Here is a 20,098-nt window from a genome sequence, read left to right on the forward strand (position 1 = left end):
CTTCAGCCATCACCATGCCCACTTACCGTTCCAAAACCTCCACCGCCGGCCGCAACATGGCAGGTGCACGCTCGCTGTGGCGCGCCACCGGCATGAAAGACGACGATTTCTCGAAGCCGATCATCGCGGTCGTCAACTCGTTCACGCAGTTCGTGCCCGGGCACGTGCACCTGAAGGATCTCGGCCAGCTCGTCGCGCGCGAAATCGAAGCCGCGGGCGGCGTCGCGAAGGAATTCAACACGATCGCGGTCGACGACGGCATCGCGATGGGCCATGACGGCATGCTCTATTCGCTGCCGAGCCGCGACATCATCGCCGACTCGGTCGAATACATGGTGAACGCGCACTGCGCGGACGCGATGGTGTGCATCTCGAACTGCGACAAGATCACGCCGGGGATGCTGATGGCCGCGATGCGCCTGAACATTCCGGTGATCTTCGTGTCGGGCGGCCCGATGGAAGCCGGCAAGACGCGCCTCGCGAACCCGGTCACCAAGGCCATCGAACTGAAGAAGCTCGACCTCGTCGACGCGATGGTGATCGCCGCCGACCAGTCGTATTCGGACGCCGACGTCGCCGAAGTCGAACGCTCCGCGTGTCCGACCTGCGGGTCGTGCTCGGGCATGTTCACCGCGAACTCGATGAACTGCCTGACCGAAGCGCTCGGCCTGTCGCTGCCCGGCAACGGCACGGTGGTCGCGACGCACGCCGATCGCGAACAGCTGTTCAAGCGCGCCGGCCGCCGCATCGTCGAACTGACGCGCCAGCACTACGAGCAGGACGACGAACGCGTGCTGCCGCGCTCGGTCGGCTTCAAGGCGTTCGAGAACGCGATGACGCTCGACATCGCGATGGGCGGCTCGACCAACACGATCCTCCACCTGCTGGCGATCGCGCGGGAAGCCGGCATCGACTTCACGATGAAGGACATCGACCGCCTGTCGCGCATCGTGCCGCAGCTGTGCAAGGTCGCGCCGAACACGAACAAGTACCACATCGAGGACGTGCACCGCGCAGGCGGCATCATGGCGATCCTCGGCGAACTGGATCGCGCCGGCAAGCTGCACACCGACGTGCCGACCGTGCACGCGCCGACGCTGAAGGATGCGCTCGACCAGTGGGACATCGTGCGCACGCAGGACGAAGCGGTCCGCACGTTCTACCTGGCCGGCCCGGCCGGCATCCCGACGCAGGTCGCGTTCAGCCAGAACACGCGCTGGCCGAGCCTCGACGTCGATCGCGCCGAAGGCTGCATCCGCTCGTACGAGCATGCGTTCTCGAAGGAAGGCGGCCTCGCGGTGCTGACGGGCAACATCGCGCTCGACGGCTGCGTGGTGAAGACGGCCGGCGTCGACGAGAGCATCCTCGTGTTCGACGGCTCGGCGCACGTGACCGAATCGCAGGACGAAGCGGTCGAGAACATCCTGAACGACAAGGTCAAGGCCGGCGACGTGGTGATCGTGCGCTACGAAGGCCCGAAGGGCGGCCCGGGCATGCAGGAAATGCTCTACCCGACCAGCTACATCAAGTCGAAGGGGCTCGGCAAGGCGTGCGCGCTGCTGACGGACGGCCGTTTCTCGGGCGGTACGTCGGGCCTGTCGATCGGTCACTGCTCGCCGGAAGCGGCAGCGGGCGGCGCGATCGGCCTCGTGCGCGACGGCGACCGGATCCGCATCGACATCCCGAACCGCACGATCGACGTGCTGGTGTCGGACGACGAACTGGCGCGTCGCCGCGAGGAGCAGAACGCGAAGGGCTGGAAACCCGCGCAGCCGCGTCCGCGCAAGGTGTCCGCGGCGCTGAAGGCATACGCGAAGCTGGTCATGTCGGCGGACAAGGGTGCGGTGCGCGACGTGTCGCTGCTCGACGACTGATGCAACGGGCCGCGGGCGACCGGTAGCACCTTACCTCGCCCCGCTTGCCTGATCCCAAAGCCGCTCTCGGGAGCGGCTTTTTTTCGTCCGGTGCGCCCCGGGGAACCCGCGGCACCGGCGCGATCAGTGCCGGAGTTCGTCGGGGCCGCCTCCGCCGCCGTGGTTACCGCCGCCGTTTCCGCCGCCCTGCGGCCGCGCATAACCGCCGCCCCCGCCGCCCTGGCGCACCGGCGGCATCGTACGGACCTCGCCGCCCGGCGCGGGCTGCGGGCGCAGCACGGCCGGCGGTGGGCCGGCCGGACGCGCATTGCCCGCTCCACCCGGCATCGGTGTCGGCGCAGGACTGGGCGGACGCACATTACCCGCCCCACCCGGCATCGGCGTCGGCGCGGGACTGGCCTGACGCACATTACCCGCCCCACCGGGCATCGGTGTCGGCGCGGCCGGCGGTGGGCTGGCCGGTCGTGCATTGCCCACTCCGCCCGGCATCGGCGTCGGTGCCGCCGCAGCCGGCGGCGGCACGCGGTTCGCGCCGTTCCAGCCGCCGCGCGTCGCGGACGGCCGCGTGTCGTGCACGGGCGGCGGGCCGCCCGGCGCGACCTGCATCGGCGCGCCCGGTTGCGGACGCCCTTGCCCCGGCGGCACGCCGCCGGGGCCGAGCCTCGGCTCCGGACGACGCGCCCAGCGATCGCGGTCGGGATACCACGGGCGGTGCCGGTAATAGCGATCCCAGTAAGCGCCGATCGCGAATCCGGTCACCGGCACGCCGATGATCGCGCCGTATTCGAGCAACGGCACGTAGCTGCCCTGGTACGGATAGTCGAGCAACTGCGCATCGATCCAGCCGCGCACGCCCGGCAGCGCGACGTCGCACCACGCGTAGTCGCTCAGGCAGCCGAATACGTCCAGCGCGGTGCCGGGCGGAATCTGCGCGACCACCGGGTAATCGGGCGCCGGCCCCGCATACAGTTCGGCCGGCGAGTTCGTGTAAGCGCTGCTCTGCGCATCGGCAGCGCCCGGCGCGGCCGCGAGGCCGGCCAGAACGACGCACAGACTTCGGACAATCGTGTTCCTCATGGTGCTCTCCCGCGCCGCCGCGCGCCGGTCAGTGCCGATGGCCGCCGCCCCAGTGGCCGCCCCCCCAATGCCCGCCGCCCCACGGACGATGCCAGTAGCCGCCGCGCCCACCCCAGTATCCGCCGCCCCAGCGGCCCCAGAAGCCGATCGTCACGGGCGGCCCGTACCAGCCGGAGTAGTACGCCGGGTAGTAATACGGATACGGCGGCGGCACGTAGGCCGGGGCGACATACACCGGCACCGCCGTGCCGGCGTCGACCTGCGCCTGCGGCACGGTCGATGGGGCCGGACCGGGCGCAGCCGGTGCGACGGGGATATCGCGCTGCGTCACCGTGGCGGGCACCGGCGCGTAATAAGGTGCATAACCGTACGGGCTCGTGTAGTAGCAGCCGCCAAGCGCCAGAGCGGCCAGAGCGGCCAGCGCGACGACGGCGGGCCTCGCGGCGGAAATCGGGTTCATCTCGTACTCCGGCAGAATCCGCGCGTCGCCGCCGGGCGCGCGCCTGACTCTAGCTTACGTCCCCTGCAGATTTCCGCGCGTATGATCGGTTACTTTTTGTTTCCTGCCCTGGGCGGCCGCGCGGGCACGCCGCGTGCTGGCCCGTCCGCGGCGCCGGCGTTGAAGTTGGCGCAAATGCCCTCAACTTGAACGATGTCGGGCTGACCGGCGCGGACGGGCGTCCGCGACCCACCGGCAACCGCAAACCGGCGAGCTTCGGCCCGCCCTGACAGGAACGCGGCTCGCGCCGCCATCGACATGACTACGCCACGCCCCACTCCCCGGGCGGACACACCGCTCGATCCGATCATCCAGCTGCTGGCGCTCGCCGGCGAGCAGGGTTATCTGACGCACGCCGACCTCGTCGACGCGCTGCCGCCCGAAAGCGACAGCCCCGACGCGCTCGACGTCGTGCGCGCCGCGCTGGCCGACATCGGCATCGCGGTGCTCGACGAGCCGCCCGTGCCCGCGCCGTTCGCCGGCGCGGCGCCGGTCGATGTCGATCGCGACGCGCTCGACGAAGGCCGGGCCATGCTCGGCGAGCTCGCGCGCGGCACCAGCGCGTCGACCGATCCGCTCGCGCTCTACATGCGGCGCATGCACGCCGTGCCGCTGCTCACGCGCGAAGGCGAAATCGTGCTCGCCCGCGAGATCGAGACGGGCCGCCATCAGGTTCTGCACGCGATTGCCGGCTATCCGCCCGCGGTCGACGCGCTGCTCGAACGCCATCGCGCGACGGGCACGGCCGGCGCAACCGGATCGTCCGATGAAGGCGACGCCGAAACGCCCGCGCCCGCCCGTTACGACGCGCTGCAGGCAGCGGTGTCGGCGCTGCGCGGCGCATTGCACACGCATGGCAGCCGTTCGGCCGAATACCGCGACGCGCGCAACCACGTGGCCGCCCTGCTCGGTTCGCTGCCCTGGGTCGCGCCGGCCGTCGACGACGCGAGCCGTACCGTGCGCGCACTCGCCACCGCTCCCGAGGGTCCGTCGGCGGCCGACGCCGCGTGCTTCGACGCGGTCGCGCGGCGCGCACTCGCAGCCGCGCTGAGCGACGGCCAGCAGAAGGTGCGCGACGCGACCCGTGCGATGCTCGAGGCGAACCTGCGGCTCGTGCTGTCGATCGCGCGCAAGTACCTGAACCGCGGCGTCGACCTGTCCGACCTCGTGCAGGACGGTTGCCTCGGCCTGATGCGCGCGATCGAGAAATTCGAATACCGGCGCGGGTTCAAGTTCTCGACCTATGCGACGTGGTGGATTCGCCAGGCGATCGCGCGCGCGGTCGCGGACCGTTCGCGCACGATCCGCGTGCCGGTGCACGTCGGCGACCAGTACCAGCGCGTGCAGCGGCATGCGCTGCGCTTTCGCCAACGCACCGGCCGGCGGGCCACGCCGGCCGAGCTCGCGGCTGAAACCGGCCTCGACGAAGGCAAGCTGCGCGCGGTGCTCGCGCTGCCGGCCGAGCCAGTCTCGCTCGACACGCCGCTGCCCGACGCGGACACCGGCCTCGTCGAACTGATCGAGGATCAGGCATCGGCGAGCCCGTTCGAGCAACTGGCCGACACGCGCATGCGCGAATGCGTGCGGGCGCTGCTGCGCTCGGTCACGCCGACCGAGGCCGACGTGCTGCGCCGGCGGTTCGGCCTCGGCGGCGCCGAGCCCGACACCTACGACGCGATCGCGCAGGATGCGGGGATGTCGCGGGAGCGGGTGCGGCAGATCGAGAAACGGGCGCTCGCCGCGCTGCGTACGGCCGCCGAAGCCGAGAACGCGCAGTCGTTTCTCGACGCGTAAGCGCATCGCGCGCGGCGCAGGGTCATGCCGCGTTCCGGCACGACCCTGCGCCGCGCGCCTGTGTTACGTTTGTCATTGACGCGCATCAAGTTTTCTTCATCGCGCGTCGCGACAATGGTTGACAGCCGACCGGCGCATCGCTCGCCGCGTCCATTCCGTTTGTGCTTTCCGGGTCCCTTGCCATGCAGTCGACCGTCAGCCAGACGTACGAGGAAAACCGGCCTGTCGCGGCCTGCCTGCGCGAGGCCGCGCAGTGGCTCGTCGACCAGGGCGCGAACCCGTACCGGGTGGCCGCGTACCGCGCGGCGGCCGATACGGTCGACGCGCTCGACCGCGACATCCGTACCGTGTTCGACACCGGCGGCGTCGAGGCGCTCGGCGCGCTGCCCGACATCGGCGCGGGCGTCGCGCAGGCGATCGCCGAGCTGCTGGTGACGGGGCGCTGGCGTCAGCTCGACCGCTTGCGCGGCGACGCGGAACGCGCGTCGGCATTCGAAGCGGTGCCCGGCATCGGCCACGCGCTCGCGCTGCGCATCCATGATGCGCTGCACATCGACACGCTGGAGGAGCTCGAACGCGCGGCCCGCAACGGCCAGCTCGAGACGATCGCGGGCGTCGGCCCGCGCCGCGCGGTGGGCATCCGCGCGGCGCTCGACGACGTGCTGAGCCGCCGCCGGCGCTGGCAAGGCCATATGCAACATGCCGGCCGCGGCACGGAACCGCCCGTCGAACTGCTGCTTTACATCGATCGCCAGTACCGCAACAAGGCGGCCGCGGGCGTGCTGCCGACGCTCGCGCCCCGCCGCCCGAACGCGGACGGATACGTGCCGCCGCCGGTGATGCACATGACCAAGGGCGGCTGGCATTTCACGGTGCTGAGCCAGCATGCCGCGATGCGCACGCCGGAAGCCGGCCGCCCGACCGACTGGGTCTCGCTCTACTTCTACGACGCCGTGCAGTGCGAGCACCAGCGCACCGTGTTCACCGAAACGTACGGCGCGCTCGTCGGCAAGCGGATCGTGCGCGGGCGCGAGATGGAATGCCGCGTGTATTACGCGGGGTGAGTCAGGTGCCGGCGGTTTCGCCGACATTTAACGTGGCACGGACGGCATCGCCTTTTCGCGATTGGCCACGTCGAACCCGTTACATCGCCACGTAGCCGCCCTCCTGCCGAATCGCTACCGAACCGCTACCGTGCCGCCCACTTCGCGCAGGCTCGCCGCCTACGCACCTTCCGCCTTCGCGCGGCGCGCCGGATGTCGATGTGCGGCAATGCGCAGCAGCTTCTGGAACGACGGGCATTCGAGATGGTTCGCGGCCGGGCACACGGCCGCATGCCGCAGCGCATCGCGCACCGCGCCGAGACGGCGGATCGTGCGGTCGAGCTCGTCGGCCTTGCCGTCGAGCTTCGCGCGATCGATCGCGGGCCGGCCCTGCGCGCCGACCATCGCGAGGATATCGTCGAGCGAGAAACCGGCCTCGCGGCCAAGCGCGATCAACGCCAGGCGCTCCAGCACCGCCTCGTCGTATTGCCGCCGCAGCCCGTGCCGGCCGATCGGAACGATCAGCCCCTTTTCCTCGTAATAGCGCAGCGTCGATGCGGGCAATCCCGTGCGCCGCGCGACGTCCGCAATGTCCAGTCGGCTCATGCTTGACCTCAAGTGAACTTGAGGTAGCAAGATAGTCGCCCGACTCCACGAAGACAAGCCCGACCGTCATGAAACCGTTGAAACCGCGTCGTATTCCACTGAGCCGCATCGCCATCACCGCCCGCTGCGGAGGCGCGCGATGAGCCCATCCGATGTCCTGCTGAAACTGCTGCTGATCGGCGCGGGCGCCACGCTCGTGATGGACCTGTGGACGCTGTTCCGGCGGCGTGCGTTCGGCGTTCCGTCGCTCGACTACGCGCTGGTCGGCCGCTGGCTCGGCCACATGACGCACGGCCGGTTCCGGCATGCGTCGATCGTCGCCGCCGCACCCATGCCCGGCGAACGCGCGCTCGGCTGGGTCGCGCATTACGCGATCGGCATCGCGTTCGCGGCACTGCCCGCGCTGATCGCCGGCCCGGCGTGGATCGACGCGCCGACGCCGCTTCCCGCACTCGTCGCCGGGCTCGCGAGCGTGGCCGCGCCGTTCTTCGTGATGCAGCCGGCGTTCGGCTTCGGCGTCGCGGCGTCGCGCACGCCGCAGCCGGGTATCGCGCGCCGGCGCAGCCTCGTCACGCATCTGTCGTACGGCGTGGGGCTCTATCTTGCGGCGTACACGCTCGCGGCGCTGGCCGGTTGACCCGCGCGCGCCGTACGGTCGGCAGCCCGCTGCGGCGCGCCGTCGCCGTCTTCGTACGCGCGGCCGAGATTGCACGACGCGTCCCGATTGCCCTGCGCGCCCGACCGGGCGCCCGCGTCACTCGCCGCCGCAGTCGATCAGATTGCGGCGCACGCGCCCGAGCAGCCGCACCAGCGTATCGCGCTCGTCGGGTGTGAAGCCGCGCAGCCCATCGTCGGCGACGGTATCGCCCACTTCCAGCATCTGCGGAAAGATCTCGCGCGACTTGTCGGTCAGCCGGATCACGAACGCGCGGCGGTCGTCGTCGTTCGCGACGCGTTCGATCCAGCCATAGCTTTCCATCCGGTCGAGCAGCCGCGTAAGCGAGATCGGCGTGATCTCGAGCCATTCGGCGAGCCGCGCCTGGTTCATCTCGCCCTTCCACGTCAGGTACGCGAGCACGCGGCTTTGCGCCCGCGTCAGCCCGATGCGCTTCGCGCGCCGGTCGAACAGGCGACCGTTCAGGCGGGCCACGTCGGCGATCAGGTAACCGATCCGGTTCTCGTAGGTCTTGTCCATGCGGCGATTATAGGGTCAAGCCGGAACCGGCCTGCGGCTCGCGACCGGCAATAAGTGGCTATATAATAAGCATGCTTATAATTTGCGCCATACCGGATCGCCGCCCACGGCGACCACCCCATGGAGACACCGCTTGAACCCCGCTGCCGACGCCGACACCCCCGCCTCGCCCGCCCTGAACCGGCCGATGCTGACCCTGTCGATCATGCTCGCCACGCTGATCCAGACCCTCGACAGCACGATCGCGAACGTCGCGCTGCCGCACATGCAGGGGACGCTGTCCGCGTCGCAGGACGAAATCACGTGGGTGCTGACCTCCTACATCGTCGCCGCGGCGATCGCGACGCCGCTCACCGGCTGGCTGTCCGACCGGCTCAGCGTGAAACGGTTGCTGATCGTGTCGATCGCGGGCTTCACGGTTGCGTCGGCGCTGTGCGGGCTGTCGGAGACACTCGTGCAGATCGTCGGCGCACGGTTGCTGCAGGGCGTATTCGGCGCCGCGCTGGTGCCGCTGTCGCAGTCGATCCTGCTCGACATCAACCCGCGCGAGAAACAGGGCCAGGCGATGGCGATCTGGGGGATGGGCGTGATGGTCGGCCCGATCCTCGGCCCGACGCTCGGCGGCTGGCTCACCGACAGCTACAACTGGCGCTGGGTGTTCTTCATCAACGTGCCGATCGGCGCGTTCGCGCTCGCCGGCGTGATGACCTTCCTGCCGGCGAGCGCGCCGCGCCCGCACGTGAAATTCGACGCCTTCGGCTTCGCGACGCTCGCGCTCGCGATCGGCGCGTTCCAGGCGATGCTCGACCGCGGCGAACAGCTCGACTGGTTCGGTTCGTACGAGATCCGCATCGAGGCGCTCGTCGCGGCCCTGAGCTTCGCGTTCTTCCTCGCGCATACGGCGACCGTCGGCAAGGCGTCGTTCTTCAAGTCGGAACTGCTGCGCGACCCGAATTTCGCGACCGGCACGCTGTTCATCTTCGTGGTCGGCGCGGTGCTGTACGCGACCCGCGCGCTGCTGCCGCCGATGCTGCAGAACCTGATGGGCTATCCGGTCGCGACGACGGGCCTCGTCACCGCGCCGAGCGGCGCCGGCACGATGATCGCGATGCTGTTCGTCGGGCGATTATTGAAATACGTGGACGCGCGGGCGCTGCTGTTCGCCGGGCTGGCGATTTCCGCGCTCGCGCTGTGGCAGATGATGCGGTACACGATCGTGCTGTCCGAGGCGGACATCGTGTGGCCCGGCGTGATCCAGGGCTTCGGCCTCGGGCTCGTGTTCGTGCCGCTGAGCGCGCTGTCGTTCTCGACGCTGCCGCCCGAGCTGCGCGCGGACGGCACGGCCACCTACAGCCTGATGCGCAACATCGGCAGCAGTATCGGCATCTCGATCGTGCAGACGCTGATGACGCGCAATACCCAGGTCGCGCATGCCGACCTCGCGACCCACATCACGCCGTTCAACCCGGCCGTGCAGGCGATGGCCGGCGGCCCGCTCGACTTCGCGCTGCTCGACCGCACGATCAACCAGCAGGCCGCGATGATCGCGTACCTGAACGACTTCAAGCTGATGTTCGTCGCGACGCTGCTGATGGTCCCGCTGTTGCTGCTGATCCGCCCGCCGCAGAAAACGGCGAGCGCCGACGTCGCGCATGCGGCGATGGACTGACGGGCACGCATGCGCCCGCCCGAGGCTCCGTCAGGCCTTCATCGTCCCGGTGCGCACGTAGCGCTCGTGCCACGACAGCGCCTCGGCGAGCAGATGCGGCGTGTGCTTGCCGAAGCTTTCGCGCGACGCGCGCTCGAAGTAATCCTCGAGCATCGGCCGGTAATCCGGGTGCGCGCAGGTCGCGATGATCTTGCGCGCGCGCTGCTTCGGCGACAGGCCGCGCAGGTCGGCCAGCCCCTGCTCGGTGACGACGACCGCGACGTCGTGCTCGGTATGGTCGACGTGGCTCGCCATCGGCACGATCCGCGAGATCGCGCCGCCCTTCGCGGTACTCGCCGACATGAAGCACGACAGGTAGCCGTTGCGTGCGAAGTCGCCCGAGCCGCCGATGCCGTTCTGGATCTTCGTGCCCATCACGTGCGTCGAGTTCACGTTACCGTAGATGTCGGCCTCGATCATCCCGTTCATCGCGATGCAGCCGAGCCGGCGCACGAGTTCCGGATGGTTGCTGATCTCCTGCGGACGCAGCACGATCTTCTCGCGGAACGTCGCGATCTCGTCGGCGAAACGCTGCACGGCGGCCGGGCTCAGCGACAGCGCGGTGGCCGACGCGAAGCTCAGCGTGCCGTCGTCGAGCAGGTCGAGCATGCCGTCCTGGATCACCTCGGTGTAGGCGGTCAGGTTCGAGAAGCCGGCCGAGCTGAGTTCCGCGAGCACCGCGTTCGTGATGTTGCCGACGCCCGACTGCAGCGGCAGCAGGTTTTCGGGCAGACGGCCGCGCTTCACTTCGTGGCGCAGGAAATCGATCAGTTGCAGCGCGATCTGCTTGGACGTGGCATCCGGCGCGGAGAACGCATTGCTGCGATCGGGCGCGTCGGTCTCGACGATCGCGACGATCTTGTCGGCCGGGCAGCGCAGGTACGGCTCGCCGATCCGGTCGTCGCTCTTCGTCAGCGGAATCGGCTTGCGATGCGGCGGCAGCGCAGTGCCGTAATAGACGTCGTGCATTCCGTCGAGGCCGAGCGGCTGGCGCGCATTCACTTCGAGGATCACGTGCTTCGCGCGTTCGAGCCAGGTCTTGTTGTTGCCGATCGACGCGGACGGAATCAGCAGCCCGTCCTCGCGGATGCCCGCGACTTCGACGATCGCGACGTCGAGATCGCCGTACAGCCCGAACCACGCGTATTGCGCGACGTGGCTCAGGTGGACGTCCTGGTAATCGACTTCGCCGCCGTTGATCTTGTCGCGCAACGTCGGGTCGGACTGGTACGGCAGCCGCATCGAGATGCCGTTGGTGCGGGCGAGCGCGCCGTCGAGTTCCGGTGCGGTCGACGCGCCCGTCAGCACGTTGATCCGGAAGTCCTCGCCGCGCGCGTGGGCCGCGTCGATGTGGGCGGCCAGCGCGGCCGGCACGGCCTTCGGATAGCCCGACCCGGTGAAGCCGCTCATGGCGACGGTCATGCCGGGGCGGATCAGCGCGGCGGCTTCGTCGGCGGTGCGGACGAGCGAACGCAGGGCGGGAGCGAGGATGCGTGAAGAAGACATGGCTGGTTATCTGACGCTTGGGTCTGTCGTTGACGTCGCCGGGGGCGCTCCTGAGCGACGCGAAGCCCTTGGGGCCGCGAGGGGCGGCCCGGCACCACAGGCACGGTCGGAGTATCGCAGAGGCGATCGCCGCGAAATGTCCGCTGGATGCAAAAGATCCTTACCGGATTTGCCGGGTATCGAACGACCGTTCTGTGACAGGCGATCGCCCGTGGCTGACGCACGCGAAAGGTGCACGAAAGCATCGGGCGAATCGCCGGTTCGCGATCGCCGACCGTCGCGCATCAATCGCCCGACTCGCATCGGCATTGACGACCGTTGGCTCGGTAATCGCCGATACCCGCCCGGCGCGGCAGATTGTCGCCGGATGCGGCTTTTCCGGACCTGACGCAGATCAAGATCGCATGTGCCGCGCGACGCCGTCCGACCGCGCGAAAAACCCGGCCATATCGGCCTGCGAGGCCCGTCCGGCCTTGACAGCCGTGCGACGCGAACCACACTGGAAGACGGGTCCGGCGGCCCGGTTGGCCGCCCCGCCCGCACGTGTGTTTTTGGACCGGCCGATGCCGGCAAGACGCGGTAACACTCCCGTATGTCAGGACATTGATCGAATAAAAAGCAACAAATTACAATTCCGTATATATTTCGCCGATGGACCAAAGAAAAACCGCCACACGCCCCGAGCCGCCCCTGCCACGCACCTGGGATGCGCGGCTCGCGCGCTCGCTTGTCCGACCGCTCGTCGATACGCCGGTCACCCCGAATCACCTCACCACCCTTCGTCTGCTGATCGGCCTCGCCGGCGCCTGGTGCCTCGCGCACGGCGGCTTCGGCTGGAGCAATGCAGGCGCGTTCCTGATCGTGCTGTCGAACTTCGTCGACCACACCGACGGCGAGCTCGCGCGCATCAGCGGCAAGTCCAGCAAGATCGGTCATTTTTACGACCTCGCGGCGGATGCGCTCGTCACGATCGCGCTGTTCGTCAGCATGGGCGTCGGCATCGTCGCCCAGGGCGGCCAGATGGCCGCGTCGCCGGTGCTGCTCGGCGCGGTGGCCGGCGCGGCCGTCGCGCTGATCTTCTTCCTGCGCATGCGGATCGAATCGATCGCCGGCAAGGCCGGCACCAAGCAGGCGTTCGCCGGCGGCTTCGAGACCGAAGACGTGCTGTACCTGCTGCCGATCGTCACGCTCGTCGACGGCGTCGAGCCGTTCCTGCTCGCGGCGTCGATCGGCGCCCCGCTGTTCGCCGCCTGGGTCGTGATCGACTGGTGGCGCATCGTGCGGCGCGGCAACCTCCCGCAGAACCCGGCCGCGCAGAACCCAACCGAAATCCAGGCTTCCAAATGACTCCTAGCACGCGCGACGACTCCGTGCTGAGCCCGGCACGCCCCGCGCCCGTGCGCGCAGCCGCGGCCGACCCCGATCGCACCGTGGCCGACCGCGTCGGCCAGCTCGACCTCGACCGCCTGCGCGGCGACTACACGCGCCAGGGCTCGTTCCTCTACCTCGACGCCTTCCTGCCGGCCGACGCGCACGCGAAGCTGGCGCACGCCGCCCGCGCGATGCAGGCCGGCCTGAACCGCAATTACCTGCCCGGCCACAAGCAGGGCGGCAGCGTGAGCCGCCATACGATCGACGCGCAGGCGCCGTACATCGCCGAGCTGTATCGCTCGAAGGCGCTGATCGGTTTCCTCGAGAAAATCACCGGCGACAAGCTGATGCTGTCGCCGGACGACGATCCGCACGCGTACGCGCTGTATTACTACACGAAGCCCGGCGACCACATCGGCTGGCACTACGACACGTCGTACTACGACGGCCGCCGCTACACGCTGCTGATCGGCGTGATCGACGAATCGTCGTGCCGGCTCGACTACGAGCTGCACACGCGCAACCCGGACGTCGCCGACGAACCGGGCTCCGTGCAGATCGCCGACGGCGGCATCGTGCTGTTCGACGGCGACAAGCTGCGCCACCGCATCACGCCGCTCGGCCAGAACGAGATGCGCGTGTCGCTCACGTTCGAATACGTGACGAACCCCGGCATGCGGCCGTGGAAGCGCTTCATCTCGAACATGAAGGACGCGATCGCGTATTTCGGTTTCCGCCAGGTGTTCAAGCAGTTGGCGACGCGACGCACGAGCGGGTCATGACACGCGCGGGCCTCATCCTGCTGTCCCTCGGGACCGCACTCTTCATCGCACTGCTCGCGTGGCAGGGCGTCGGCGCGGTGGCGTCCACCTTCCTCGCGGCCGGCTGGGGCCTCGCGCTCGTCGCGGTGTTCCACGTCGTGCCGCTCGCGATCGACGCGGTCGCGATCTCCGTGATGTTCCGCCGCGGGCAGCCGGGCGCCGAACTCGGCAACGCGCTGCGCGCGCGCTGGGTCGGCGAATCGGTGAACAGCCTGCTGCCCGCCGGGCAGATCGGCGGCCCCGTGCTGATGGTGCGCCACCTCGCGCAGCGCGGCACGCGGATGGCCGACGCGGCCGCCGCCGTCACGGTCGGCACGACGATGCAGGCGCTCGCGCAGATGGCGTTCGCGCTGATCGGCATCGCCGCGTTCAGCCTGTATGCGACGCACGAATCGGTCGCGTATCTGCGCACGCCCGCACTGATCGCCACCGGCGTGCTCGGCGCCCTCGCCGTCGCGTTCTACGCGGCGCAGCGGCGCGGGCTGTTCGGCCGCGGCCTGCGCATGGCATCGAAGCTGCTCGGCCCGCGCGACTGGTCGTCGCTGGCCACGCGCGCCGACGCGATCGACGATGCGGTCGGCGCGCTGTACCGCGATCGCGCGAAAGTCGCGAAGACTTTCGCGTTGAGTCTCGCCGGCTGGATCGTCGGCACCGCGGAAGTGTGGCTCGCGCTGCACTTCCTCGGGCATCCGGTGAGCTGGCTCGACGCGCTGCTGCTCGAAAGCGTCGGCCAGGCGATCCGCGGTGCCGCGTTCGCGATCCCGGGCTCGCTCGGTGCGCAGGAAGGCGGCTACCTGCTGCTCGCGCCGCTGGTCGGCTTGCCGCCCGACGCGGCGCTCGCGCTGTCGCTCGCGAAGCGCGCGCGCGAACTCGCGCTCGGCCTGCCCGGCCTGCTCTATCTGCATTTCAGTGAAAGAAACTGGCAGCGGCGCCGTGCGCCGCAGCCGCTCGCCGACTGATCGTTCAGATCGCCGGCTTTTTGGTTGGAGAACCCATGCGAGCCATCATTCTTGCGGCAGGCCTCGGCTTGCGCCTGCAACAACCGCCCGAAGCGCAGTTCCCGAAGTGCCTGCTGCGCTTCGACGACGTGTCGCTGCTCGAGCGCCATCTGCGCGTGCTCGATGCCGCGGGCGTCGATGAAATCGTGCTCGGGCTCGGCTTCCAGCACGAGAAGGTCGAGCAGGAGCTGAAGCGCCTCGGCCGCACCGCCGAGATCGTGATCAACGACCGCTACGACCTCGGCAGCGTGCTGACCGTGCATACCGTCGCCGAGGCGATGACGCGCGGCGGCGACGTGCTGCTGATGGACGCGGACGTGCTGTACGACGAGAACATCCTGCACGCGCTGGTGGCCGATGCCGACAAGACGGTCGACCGCCTGCTGATCGACCGCGACTTCGAGGCCGGCGACGAACCCGTCAAGCTGTGCCTGAAGAACGGCGTGCCGGTCGAGCTGCGCAAGCAGCTCGCGGTCGACCTCGACTACGACACGATCGGCGAATCGGTCGGCTTCTTCCGCTTCACCGAAGGCACCGCGCGCCGCCTCGCGACCATCGTCGCGGGCTACGTCGACAGCGGCCGCGCGAACATGCCGCACGAGGAAGCCGTGCGCGACCTGCTGCTCGAAGGCGGCCATTCGTTCGACGTCGCCGACGTCACCGGCTCGCCGTGGATCGAAATCGATTTCCCGAACGACGTCGCACGCGCGACGCAAGACATCCTTCCCCTGATTCAACGCACCACCGCCGGAGCCGCACGATGAACGCACGCGAACCCAACTTCACCGAATCGCGCAGCGCGCGCCTGCGCCGCATGCTCGTCAGCAGCGATCTCGAATTCCTGATGGAAGCGCACAACGGCCTGTCCGCGCGGATCGTCCGCGAAGCCGGCTTCAAGGGCATCTGGGCGTCGGGCCTCGCGATCTCCGCGCAGTTCGGCGTGCGCGACAACAACGAAGCGAGCTGGACGCAAGTCGTCGACGTGCTCGAATTCATGGCCGACGCGAGCGACCTGCCGATCCTGCTCGACGGCGATACCGGCTACGGCAACTTCAACAACGTGCGCCGCCTCGTGAAGAAGCTCGAACAGCGCGGCATCGCGGGCGTGTGCATCGAGGACAAGCAGTTCCCGAAGACCAACAGCTTCATCGGCGGCGAGCGCCAGCCGCTCGCGGAAATCGACGAGTTCTGCGGCAAGATCAAGGCCGGCAAGGATTCGCAGACCGATCCCGACTTCTCGATCGTCGCGCGCGTCGAGGCGCTGATCGCGGGCTGGGGGATGGACGAGGCGCTGCGCCGCGCGAACGCGTACGCGGAAGCCGGCGCCGACGCGATCCTGATCCACAGCAAGCTGTCGCGCCCGGACGAGATCCTGCAGTTCGCGCGCGAATGGAGCGGCAAGGCGCCGCTCGTGATCGTACCGACCAAGTACTACAGCACGCCGACCGACGTGTTCCGCCAGGCCGGCATCAGCACCGTGATCTGGGCGAATCATCTGATCCGCGCGTCGGCCTCCGCGATGCAGGCGACCGCGCGCGAGATCCACGAAAGCGAAACGCTGATCAACGTCGAGGACCGCGTGGCATCGGTCAACGAGATCTTCCGCCTGCAGGACGCCGACGAGTACTCGGCCGCCGAGCGTATCTACCTGTCGTCGTCGTCGCGCGCGTCGAATGCCGCGATCGTGCTCGCCGCGAGCCGCGGCAAGGGCCTCGAAGCCGTGACCGAAGACAAGCCGAAGGTCATGCTGCCGGTCGCCGGCAAGCCGCTGCTGCGCTGGCTCGTCGACGGCTTCAAGACGCACGGCGTGAACGACATCACCGTGGTTGGCGGCTATCGCGCCGATGCGATCGATACGTCGGGCATCAAGCTCGTCGTCAACGAGCGCCACGCGGAAACGGGCGAGCTCGCGTCGCTCGCCTGCGCGGCCGAACGCCTGACCGGCGACACCGTGATCTCGTACGGCGACCTGCTGTTCCGCAGCTACATCGTGCGCGACCTAGCGGAGAGCGAGGCCGAGTTCAGCGTGGTGGTCGATTCGTCGCTCACCGAGACCAACCAGAGCGTGCGCGACTTCGCCCTCTGCTCGGCGGCCGACGATCGCGGCCTGTTCGGCCAGAAGACCTATTTGCAACGCGTGTCGAGCGACGTCGCCACGGGCACGCCGCATGGCCGCTGGATCGGTCTGCTGAACGTGCGCGGCGCGGGCGTCGATCGCCTGAAGGCGATGCTCGCGACGCTGCAGGCGCGTCCTGATTTCGACACGCTCGACATCCCGTCGCTGCTGAACGAGCTGATCGCCGCCGGCGAGAAGATCGAGGTGCAGTACGTGCACGGCCACTGGCGCGGCGTCAACGACCTGGAAGACTTCCGCCGCGCGGGCGACTTCGCGCACGGCCAGACGCCGCTGTCCGAACCGGGCGCCGGCAACGGGGGCGCGCAATGATCGAAGCGGCCCAGTTCGTCGAGGCCGCGCGCGAACGCGGCTTCGACTGGTACGCGGGCGTGCCCTGCTCGTACCTGACGCCGTTCATCAATTACGTGCTGCAGGACCCGACGCTGCACTACGTGTCGGCCGCGAACGAAGGCGACGCGGTCGCGCTGATCGCGGGCGCGACGCTCGGCGGCAAGCGCGGGATCGCGATGATGCAGAACTCGGGGCTCGGCAACGCGGTGAGCCCGCTCACGTCGCTGACCTGGACGTTCCGCCTGCCGCAGTTGCTGATCGTCACGTGGCGCGGCCAGCCGGGCGTGGCCGACGAGCCGCAGCACGCGCTGATGGGCCCGATCACGCCCGCGATGCTCGACACGATGGAGATCCCGTGGGAGACGTTCCCGACCGACCCCGAACAGGTCGGCCCGGCACTCGACCGCGCGATCGCGCACATGGACGAAACGGGCCGCCCGTACGCGCTCGTGATGCAGAAAGGCAGCGTCGCGCCGTATGAGCTGAAGGCGAACCCGGCCGCGAAGCCGCGCGCGCACGTCGCCGCGCAATCGTCGTCGCGCGCCGCGTCGGCCGACGCATGGCCGACCCGCCACGACGCGCTGCAACGCGTGATCGCGCACACGCCGGTCGATTCGACCGTCGTGCTCGCGTCCACCGGTTTCTGCGGCCGCGAACTCTATGCGATCGACGATCGCCCGAACCAGCTGTACATGGTCGGCTCGATGGGCTGCGTGACGCCGCTCGCGCTCGGCCTCGCGCTCGCGCGCCCCGACCTGCGCGTGGTGGCCGTCGACGGCGACGGCGCCGCGCTGATGCGGATGGGCGTGTTCGCGACGCTCGGCACCTACGGCCCGGCCAACCTCACGCACGTGCTGCTCGACAACGGCGCGCACGAATCGACGGGCGGCCAGGCGACGGTGTCGCAGCATGTGTCGTTCGCGGGTGTCGCGGCCGCGTGCGGTTATGCATCGGCGGTCGAAGGCGATACGCTCGACGTGCTCGATGCGACGCTGGCTGCAACGGGCGAAGAGGTCCGGCCCTCCTCCGGTGCGCAATTCGTACGCGTGGCGATCCGCACGGGCGTGCCCGACGGCCTGCCCCGCCCGACCGTCACGCCGGTCGAGGTCAAGACCCGTCTGATGCGGCACATCGGCGCCGCGCAGACCGAAGCCCACGTTGAAGGAGCCCATTGATGCTGCTGCTGAACCCCGGCCCGGTCACGCTCACCGAACGCGTACGCCGCAGCCTGCTGCAACCCGATCTGTGCCATCGCGAAGGCGAATTCTTCGACCTGCAGGATGAAGCGCGTGCGCGCCTCGTCGCCGCGTACGAACTCGATCCGGCCGAATGGGCCGCCGTGCTGATGACGGGTTCGGGCACGGCCGCCGTCGAGAGCATGATCGCGGCGCTCGTGCCGCAGGACGGCAAGCTGCTCGTGATCGAGAACGGCGTGTACGGCGAGCGGATCACGCAGATCGCCACGCAGTACGGCATCGCGCACGACGTGCTCAAGCATGAGTGGATGCAGGCGCCTGATCTCGCGCAGATCGCTGCGCGTCTTGACGCGGGCGGTTATTCGCACGTCGCGGTGATTCATCATGAAACGACCACGGGACGGCTGAACGATCTCGGCGCGATTGCCGACGTGTGCCGTGCGCGTGGTGTGAAGATGCTTGTCGACGGCGTCAGCAGCTTCGGCGCTGAGGCGATCGACTTCGCCGGCGGCGTGATCGACGCCGTTGCCGCGACCGCGAACAAGTGCCTGCACGGCGTGCCGGGCGCAGCGTTCGTGATCGTGCGCCGCAGTGCGCTCGTGAAGGCCGCGAGCCGGACGTATTACCTCGATCTCGGGCGGCTTGCGAAGCTCCAGGATCAGCGGAATACGCCGTTTACGCCTTCGGTGCACGCGTATTACGCGCTTGTCGAGGCGCTGCGTGAGTTTGACGAGGCTGGCGGCTGGCGTGCGCGGCATGCGCATTACAAGGCGCTTGCGGATCAGGCTCAAGCCGGGCTCGCGGCGCGCGGGATGCCGCTCGTGTTGCCGGAAGGCGCGTCGTCGGTCGTGCTGCGCGCATATAGGTTGCCGCAGGGTGTCACGTACGAAGCGCTGCACGACGGACTGAAGGCGCGCGGCTTCGTGATTTATGCGGGGCAAGGCGGGCTGTCGAAGGAACTGTTCCGAATCTCGACAATGGGCGCGATTCAGGCGGCCGATGTCGATCGGTTGCTGGAAGGGTTTACGGCGTTGACGCGGTAAGCGTTGTCCGTAACTTCGTCTACGAAAGGCCCGCAAGGGCCTTTTTTATTGTTCTTTGCACAGTTCCGGAAAGACGATAGTGAAGTCCGGAAAAATTCATGATCGGTACTTCGGCAAGTCGCGCCGCATCGGCGATGCATGTGGCCGCCGCATCTCGTTTGGCCGTACCGTTGGCCTGCGTCACCTGTCCATCGATGCGGCAGCGATGATTTGCCGCCGCCAACGCCATGACAAATCAGCTTAGCCGAGTGCAAATTTCAACGTGCCCAGGCTGCCGACTTCGATCACGCCATCGCTATTGACGAAGGAACGCGTGCCTTCGGCAACGATTGTGTTGTTGGTCAAATAGGCGCCGTTCCAGCTATCGACAATGTTGTAGGGACGTTGATCGGGTCGCTGGCTGCCGCCGAAGCTAATGTTGAATGGCGCGACGCCGTCCTTGCCTTGGGACTTGCTGAACACCCAGCCATAGTGTCCGACGTTGCCTTCGGAAGTGAACGCGCCGATCGGGCTGTAGTTGGTGGTATAGACGCCGGCGATGACACCATTGGATGGATCGGCGGACGTGATTTTGAATGTGAAATTCTTGTCCGCCGAGGTATAGGTGCCGGTGAGAGGTACATTTGCCATGGCAATCTCCATTCTTTATGAATTTGAAGAATGCAGTCGAGCGCGTCGGTCGCGCACCTGCCATAGCAATATAGGCGTCGGATATCGTGGATACATCCTGTAAAGCCTGACAGGGATAAAAAGCAAATACGCATATTTTTACGCTTAGATATCCATACGGGTGCGCCTGTGGCATTACTAATTTTTTAAAATCCAAAAAGTCGATAATATATATAGGATTATTTAAAATATTGATTCGATGCCATGTCGGCCCCATTCGATCAGCCGGAA

Annotated in this window: 18 protein-coding genes; 12 read left to right on the forward strand and 6 right to left on the reverse strand. The window is 68.3% G+C overall.

All coding sequences use genetic code 11. The features are described 5' to 3' along the window. Positions 1-14: 14 nt before the first annotated feature. On the forward strand, positions 15-1,874 hold the full coding sequence (ilvD, locus tag HWX14_RS13865; protein ID WP_175883234.1) for a dihydroxy-acid dehydratase: 1,860 nt from the start codon (positions 15-17) through the stop codon (positions 1,872-1,874). 123 nt (positions 1,875-1,997) lie between these two features. Here the strand turns inward: ilvD and HWX14_RS13870 are convergent, their stop codons facing one another. Then, positions 1,998-2,951: an SH3 domain-containing protein gene (locus HWX14_RS13870; RefSeq protein ID WP_175883235.1), complete on the reverse strand. Its 954-nt coding sequence runs from the start codon at positions 2,949-2,951 to the stop codon at positions 1,998-2,000. A gap of 28 nt (positions 2,952-2,979) precedes the next feature. After that, positions 2,980-3,411, reverse strand: a complete 432-nt coding sequence (locus HWX14_RS13875) for a hypothetical protein (RefSeq protein ID WP_175883236.1) — start codon at positions 3,409-3,411, stop codon at positions 2,980-2,982. A 297-nt stretch (positions 3,412-3,708) separates the two neighbouring features. Here HWX14_RS13875 and HWX14_RS13880 point away from each other — a divergent pair, with 297 nt between their 5' ends. Both HWX14_RS13880 and HWX14_RS13885 read left to right on the forward strand, forming a co-directional pair. After that, the gene (locus tag HWX14_RS13880; RefSeq protein WP_175883237.1) at positions 3,709-5,244 is read left to right on the forward strand and encodes a sigma-70 family RNA polymerase sigma factor; all 1,536 of its coding nucleotides are present in this window, start codon (positions 3,709-3,711) and stop codon (positions 5,242-5,244) included. A 182-nt stretch (positions 5,245-5,426) separates the two neighbouring features. Continuing rightward, positions 5,427-6,308 (forward strand): helix-hairpin-helix domain-containing protein, encoded by an 882-nt coding sequence (locus HWX14_RS13885; protein WP_175883238.1) that lies wholly within the window; start codon positions 5,427-5,429, stop codon positions 6,306-6,308. Between the two features lie 159 nt (positions 6,309-6,467). Here HWX14_RS13885 and HWX14_RS13890 read toward each other — a convergent pair whose 3' ends face one another. Then, positions 6,468-6,893 carry a helix-turn-helix domain-containing protein gene (locus HWX14_RS13890; RefSeq protein WP_175883239.1) on the reverse strand — a complete coding sequence of 142 codons (426 nt, stop codon included), beginning with the start codon at positions 6,891-6,893 and terminating at the stop codon, positions 6,468-6,470. Between the two features lie 139 nt (positions 6,894-7,032). Between HWX14_RS13890 and HWX14_RS13895 the strand changes: the two genes are divergently transcribed. After that, positions 7,033-7,530: a DUF2938 domain-containing protein gene (locus HWX14_RS13895; protein ID WP_175883240.1), complete on the forward strand. Its 498-nt coding sequence runs from the start codon at positions 7,033-7,035 to the stop codon at positions 7,528-7,530. 117 nt (positions 7,531-7,647) lie between these two features. Here HWX14_RS13895 and HWX14_RS13900 read toward each other — a convergent pair whose 3' ends face one another. After that, positions 7,648-8,088 (reverse strand): MarR family transcriptional regulator, encoded by a 441-nt coding sequence (locus HWX14_RS13900; RefSeq protein ID WP_027782799.1) that lies wholly within the window; start codon positions 8,086-8,088, stop codon positions 7,648-7,650. Between the two features lie 187 nt (positions 8,089-8,275). Between HWX14_RS13900 and HWX14_RS13905 the strand changes: the two genes are divergently transcribed. Next, complete coding sequence (locus HWX14_RS13905; protein WP_175883581.1) at positions 8,276-9,757, forward strand: DHA2 family efflux MFS transporter permease subunit; 1,482 nt, start codon at positions 8,276-8,278, stop codon at positions 9,755-9,757. A 30-nt stretch (positions 9,758-9,787) separates the two neighbouring features. Here HWX14_RS13905 and HWX14_RS13910 read toward each other — a convergent pair whose 3' ends face one another. Next, positions 9,788-11,302 (reverse strand): acetyl-CoA hydrolase/transferase family protein, encoded by a 1,515-nt coding sequence (locus HWX14_RS13910; RefSeq protein WP_175883241.1) that lies wholly within the window; start codon positions 11,300-11,302, stop codon positions 9,788-9,790. 651 nt (positions 11,303-11,953) lie between these two features. On the opposite strand from HWX14_RS13910, the gene HWX14_RS13915 reads away from it, so the two are divergent. Genes HWX14_RS13915 through HWX14_RS13945 form a run of 7 tightly spaced genes read left to right on the forward strand, consistent with a single transcriptional unit; the run spans position 11,954 to position 19,198 of the window. Then, positions 11,954-12,649 (forward strand): CDP-alcohol phosphatidyltransferase family protein, encoded by a 696-nt coding sequence (locus tag HWX14_RS13915; protein ID WP_175883242.1) that lies wholly within the window; start codon positions 11,954-11,956, stop codon positions 12,647-12,649. Beyond that, entirely contained in the window at positions 12,646-13,455 is an 810-nt protein-coding gene (locus HWX14_RS13920) for a 2OG-Fe(II) oxygenase (RefSeq protein WP_175883243.1), read from the forward strand. The genes HWX14_RS13915 and HWX14_RS13920 overlap by 4 nt, the downstream gene beginning before the upstream one ends. Next, positions 13,452-14,453 carry an HpnL family protein gene (locus HWX14_RS13925; RefSeq protein WP_175883244.1) on the forward strand — a complete coding sequence of 334 codons (1,002 nt, stop codon included), beginning with the start codon at positions 13,452-13,454 and terminating at the stop codon, positions 14,451-14,453. Before HWX14_RS13920 ends, HWX14_RS13925 begins: the two co-directional genes overlap by 4 nt. A gap of 35 nt (positions 14,454-14,488) precedes the next feature. Next, on the forward strand, positions 14,489-15,256 hold the full coding sequence (locus HWX14_RS13930) for a phosphocholine cytidylyltransferase family protein (protein WP_175883245.1): 768 nt from the start codon (positions 14,489-14,491) through the stop codon (positions 15,254-15,256). Next, on the forward strand, positions 15,253-16,938 hold the full coding sequence (aepX, locus tag HWX14_RS13935; RefSeq protein WP_175883246.1) for a phosphoenolpyruvate mutase: 1,686 nt from the start codon (positions 15,253-15,255) through the stop codon (positions 16,936-16,938). Before HWX14_RS13930 ends, aepX begins: the two co-directional genes overlap by 4 nt. Next, positions 16,935-18,134 (forward strand): phosphonopyruvate decarboxylase, encoded by a 1,200-nt coding sequence (aepY, locus tag HWX14_RS13940; RefSeq protein WP_175883247.1) that lies wholly within the window; start codon positions 16,935-16,937, stop codon positions 18,132-18,134. The genes aepX and aepY overlap by 4 nt, the downstream gene beginning before the upstream one ends. Next, the gene (locus HWX14_RS13945) at positions 18,134-19,198 is read left to right on the forward strand and encodes a 2-aminoethylphosphonate aminotransferase (RefSeq protein WP_175883248.1); all 1,065 of its coding nucleotides are present in this window, start codon (positions 18,134-18,136) and stop codon (positions 19,196-19,198) included. The genes aepY and HWX14_RS13945 overlap by 1 nt, the downstream gene beginning before the upstream one ends. A gap of 240 nt (positions 19,199-19,438) precedes the next feature. Here HWX14_RS13945 and HWX14_RS13950 read toward each other — a convergent pair whose 3' ends face one another. Further along, the gene (locus HWX14_RS13950) at positions 19,439-19,828 is read right to left on the reverse strand and encodes a hypothetical protein (RefSeq protein ID WP_175883249.1); all 390 of its coding nucleotides are present in this window, start codon (positions 19,826-19,828) and stop codon (positions 19,439-19,441) included. Positions 19,829-20,098 lie beyond the last annotated feature (270 nt).

Origin of the sequence: Burkholderia sp. BCC0044 (genome assembly GCF_902832955.1) — a bacterium.
Taxonomy (GTDB): domain Bacteria; phylum Pseudomonadota; class Gammaproteobacteria; order Burkholderiales; family Burkholderiaceae; genus Burkholderia.

What these genes read in the sequence shown, in the direction of transcription:
- ilvD (WP_175883234.1), top strand. Translation starts at nt 15, where the DNA reads ATGCCCACTTACCGTTCCAAAACCTCCACCGCCGGCCGCAACATGGCA.
- HWX14_RS13870 (WP_175883235.1), bottom strand. Translation starts at nt 2,951, where the DNA reads ATGAGGAACACGATTGTCCGAAGTCTGTGCGTCGTTCTGGCCGGCCTC.
- HWX14_RS13875 (WP_175883236.1), bottom strand. Translation starts at nt 3,411, where the DNA reads ATGAACCCGATTTCCGCCGCGAGGCCCGCCGTCGTCGCGCTGGCCGCT.
- HWX14_RS13880 (WP_175883237.1), top strand. Translation starts at nt 3,709, where the DNA reads ATGACTACGCCACGCCCCACTCCCCGGGCGGACACACCGCTCGATCCG.
- HWX14_RS13885 (WP_175883238.1), top strand. Translation starts at nt 5,427, where the DNA reads ATGCAGTCGACCGTCAGCCAGACGTACGAGGAAAACCGGCCTGTCGCG.
- HWX14_RS13890 (WP_175883239.1), bottom strand. Translation starts at nt 6,893, where the DNA reads ATGAGCCGACTGGACATTGCGGACGTCGCGCGGCGCACGGGATTGCCC.
- HWX14_RS13895 (WP_175883240.1), top strand. Translation starts at nt 7,033, where the DNA reads ATGAGCCCATCCGATGTCCTGCTGAAACTGCTGCTGATCGGCGCGGGC.
- HWX14_RS13900 (WP_027782799.1), bottom strand. Translation starts at nt 8,088, where the DNA reads ATGGACAAGACCTACGAGAACCGGATCGGTTACCTGATCGCCGACGTG.
- HWX14_RS13905 (WP_175883581.1), top strand. Translation starts at nt 8,276, where the DNA reads ATGCTGACCCTGTCGATCATGCTCGCCACGCTGATCCAGACCCTCGAC.
- HWX14_RS13910 (WP_175883241.1), bottom strand. Translation starts at nt 11,302, where the DNA reads ATGTCTTCTTCACGCATCCTCGCTCCCGCCCTGCGTTCGCTCGTCCGC.
- HWX14_RS13915 (WP_175883242.1), top strand. Translation starts at nt 11,954, where the DNA reads ATGGACCAAAGAAAAACCGCCACACGCCCCGAGCCGCCCCTGCCACGC.
- HWX14_RS13920 (WP_175883243.1), top strand. Translation starts at nt 12,646, where the DNA reads ATGACTCCTAGCACGCGCGACGACTCCGTGCTGAGCCCGGCACGCCCC.
- HWX14_RS13925 (WP_175883244.1), top strand. Translation starts at nt 13,452, where the DNA reads ATGACACGCGCGGGCCTCATCCTGCTGTCCCTCGGGACCGCACTCTTC.
- HWX14_RS13930 (WP_175883245.1), top strand. Translation starts at nt 14,489, where the DNA reads ATGCGAGCCATCATTCTTGCGGCAGGCCTCGGCTTGCGCCTGCAACAA.
- aepX (WP_175883246.1), top strand. Translation starts at nt 15,253, where the DNA reads ATGAACGCACGCGAACCCAACTTCACCGAATCGCGCAGCGCGCGCCTG.
- aepY (WP_175883247.1), top strand. Translation starts at nt 16,935, where the DNA reads ATGATCGAAGCGGCCCAGTTCGTCGAGGCCGCGCGCGAACGCGGCTTC.
- HWX14_RS13945 (WP_175883248.1), top strand. Translation starts at nt 18,134, where the DNA reads ATGCTGCTGCTGAACCCCGGCCCGGTCACGCTCACCGAACGCGTACGC.
- HWX14_RS13950 (WP_175883249.1), bottom strand. Translation starts at nt 19,828, where the DNA reads ATGGCAAATGTACCTCTCACCGGCACCTATACCTCGGCGGACAAGAAT.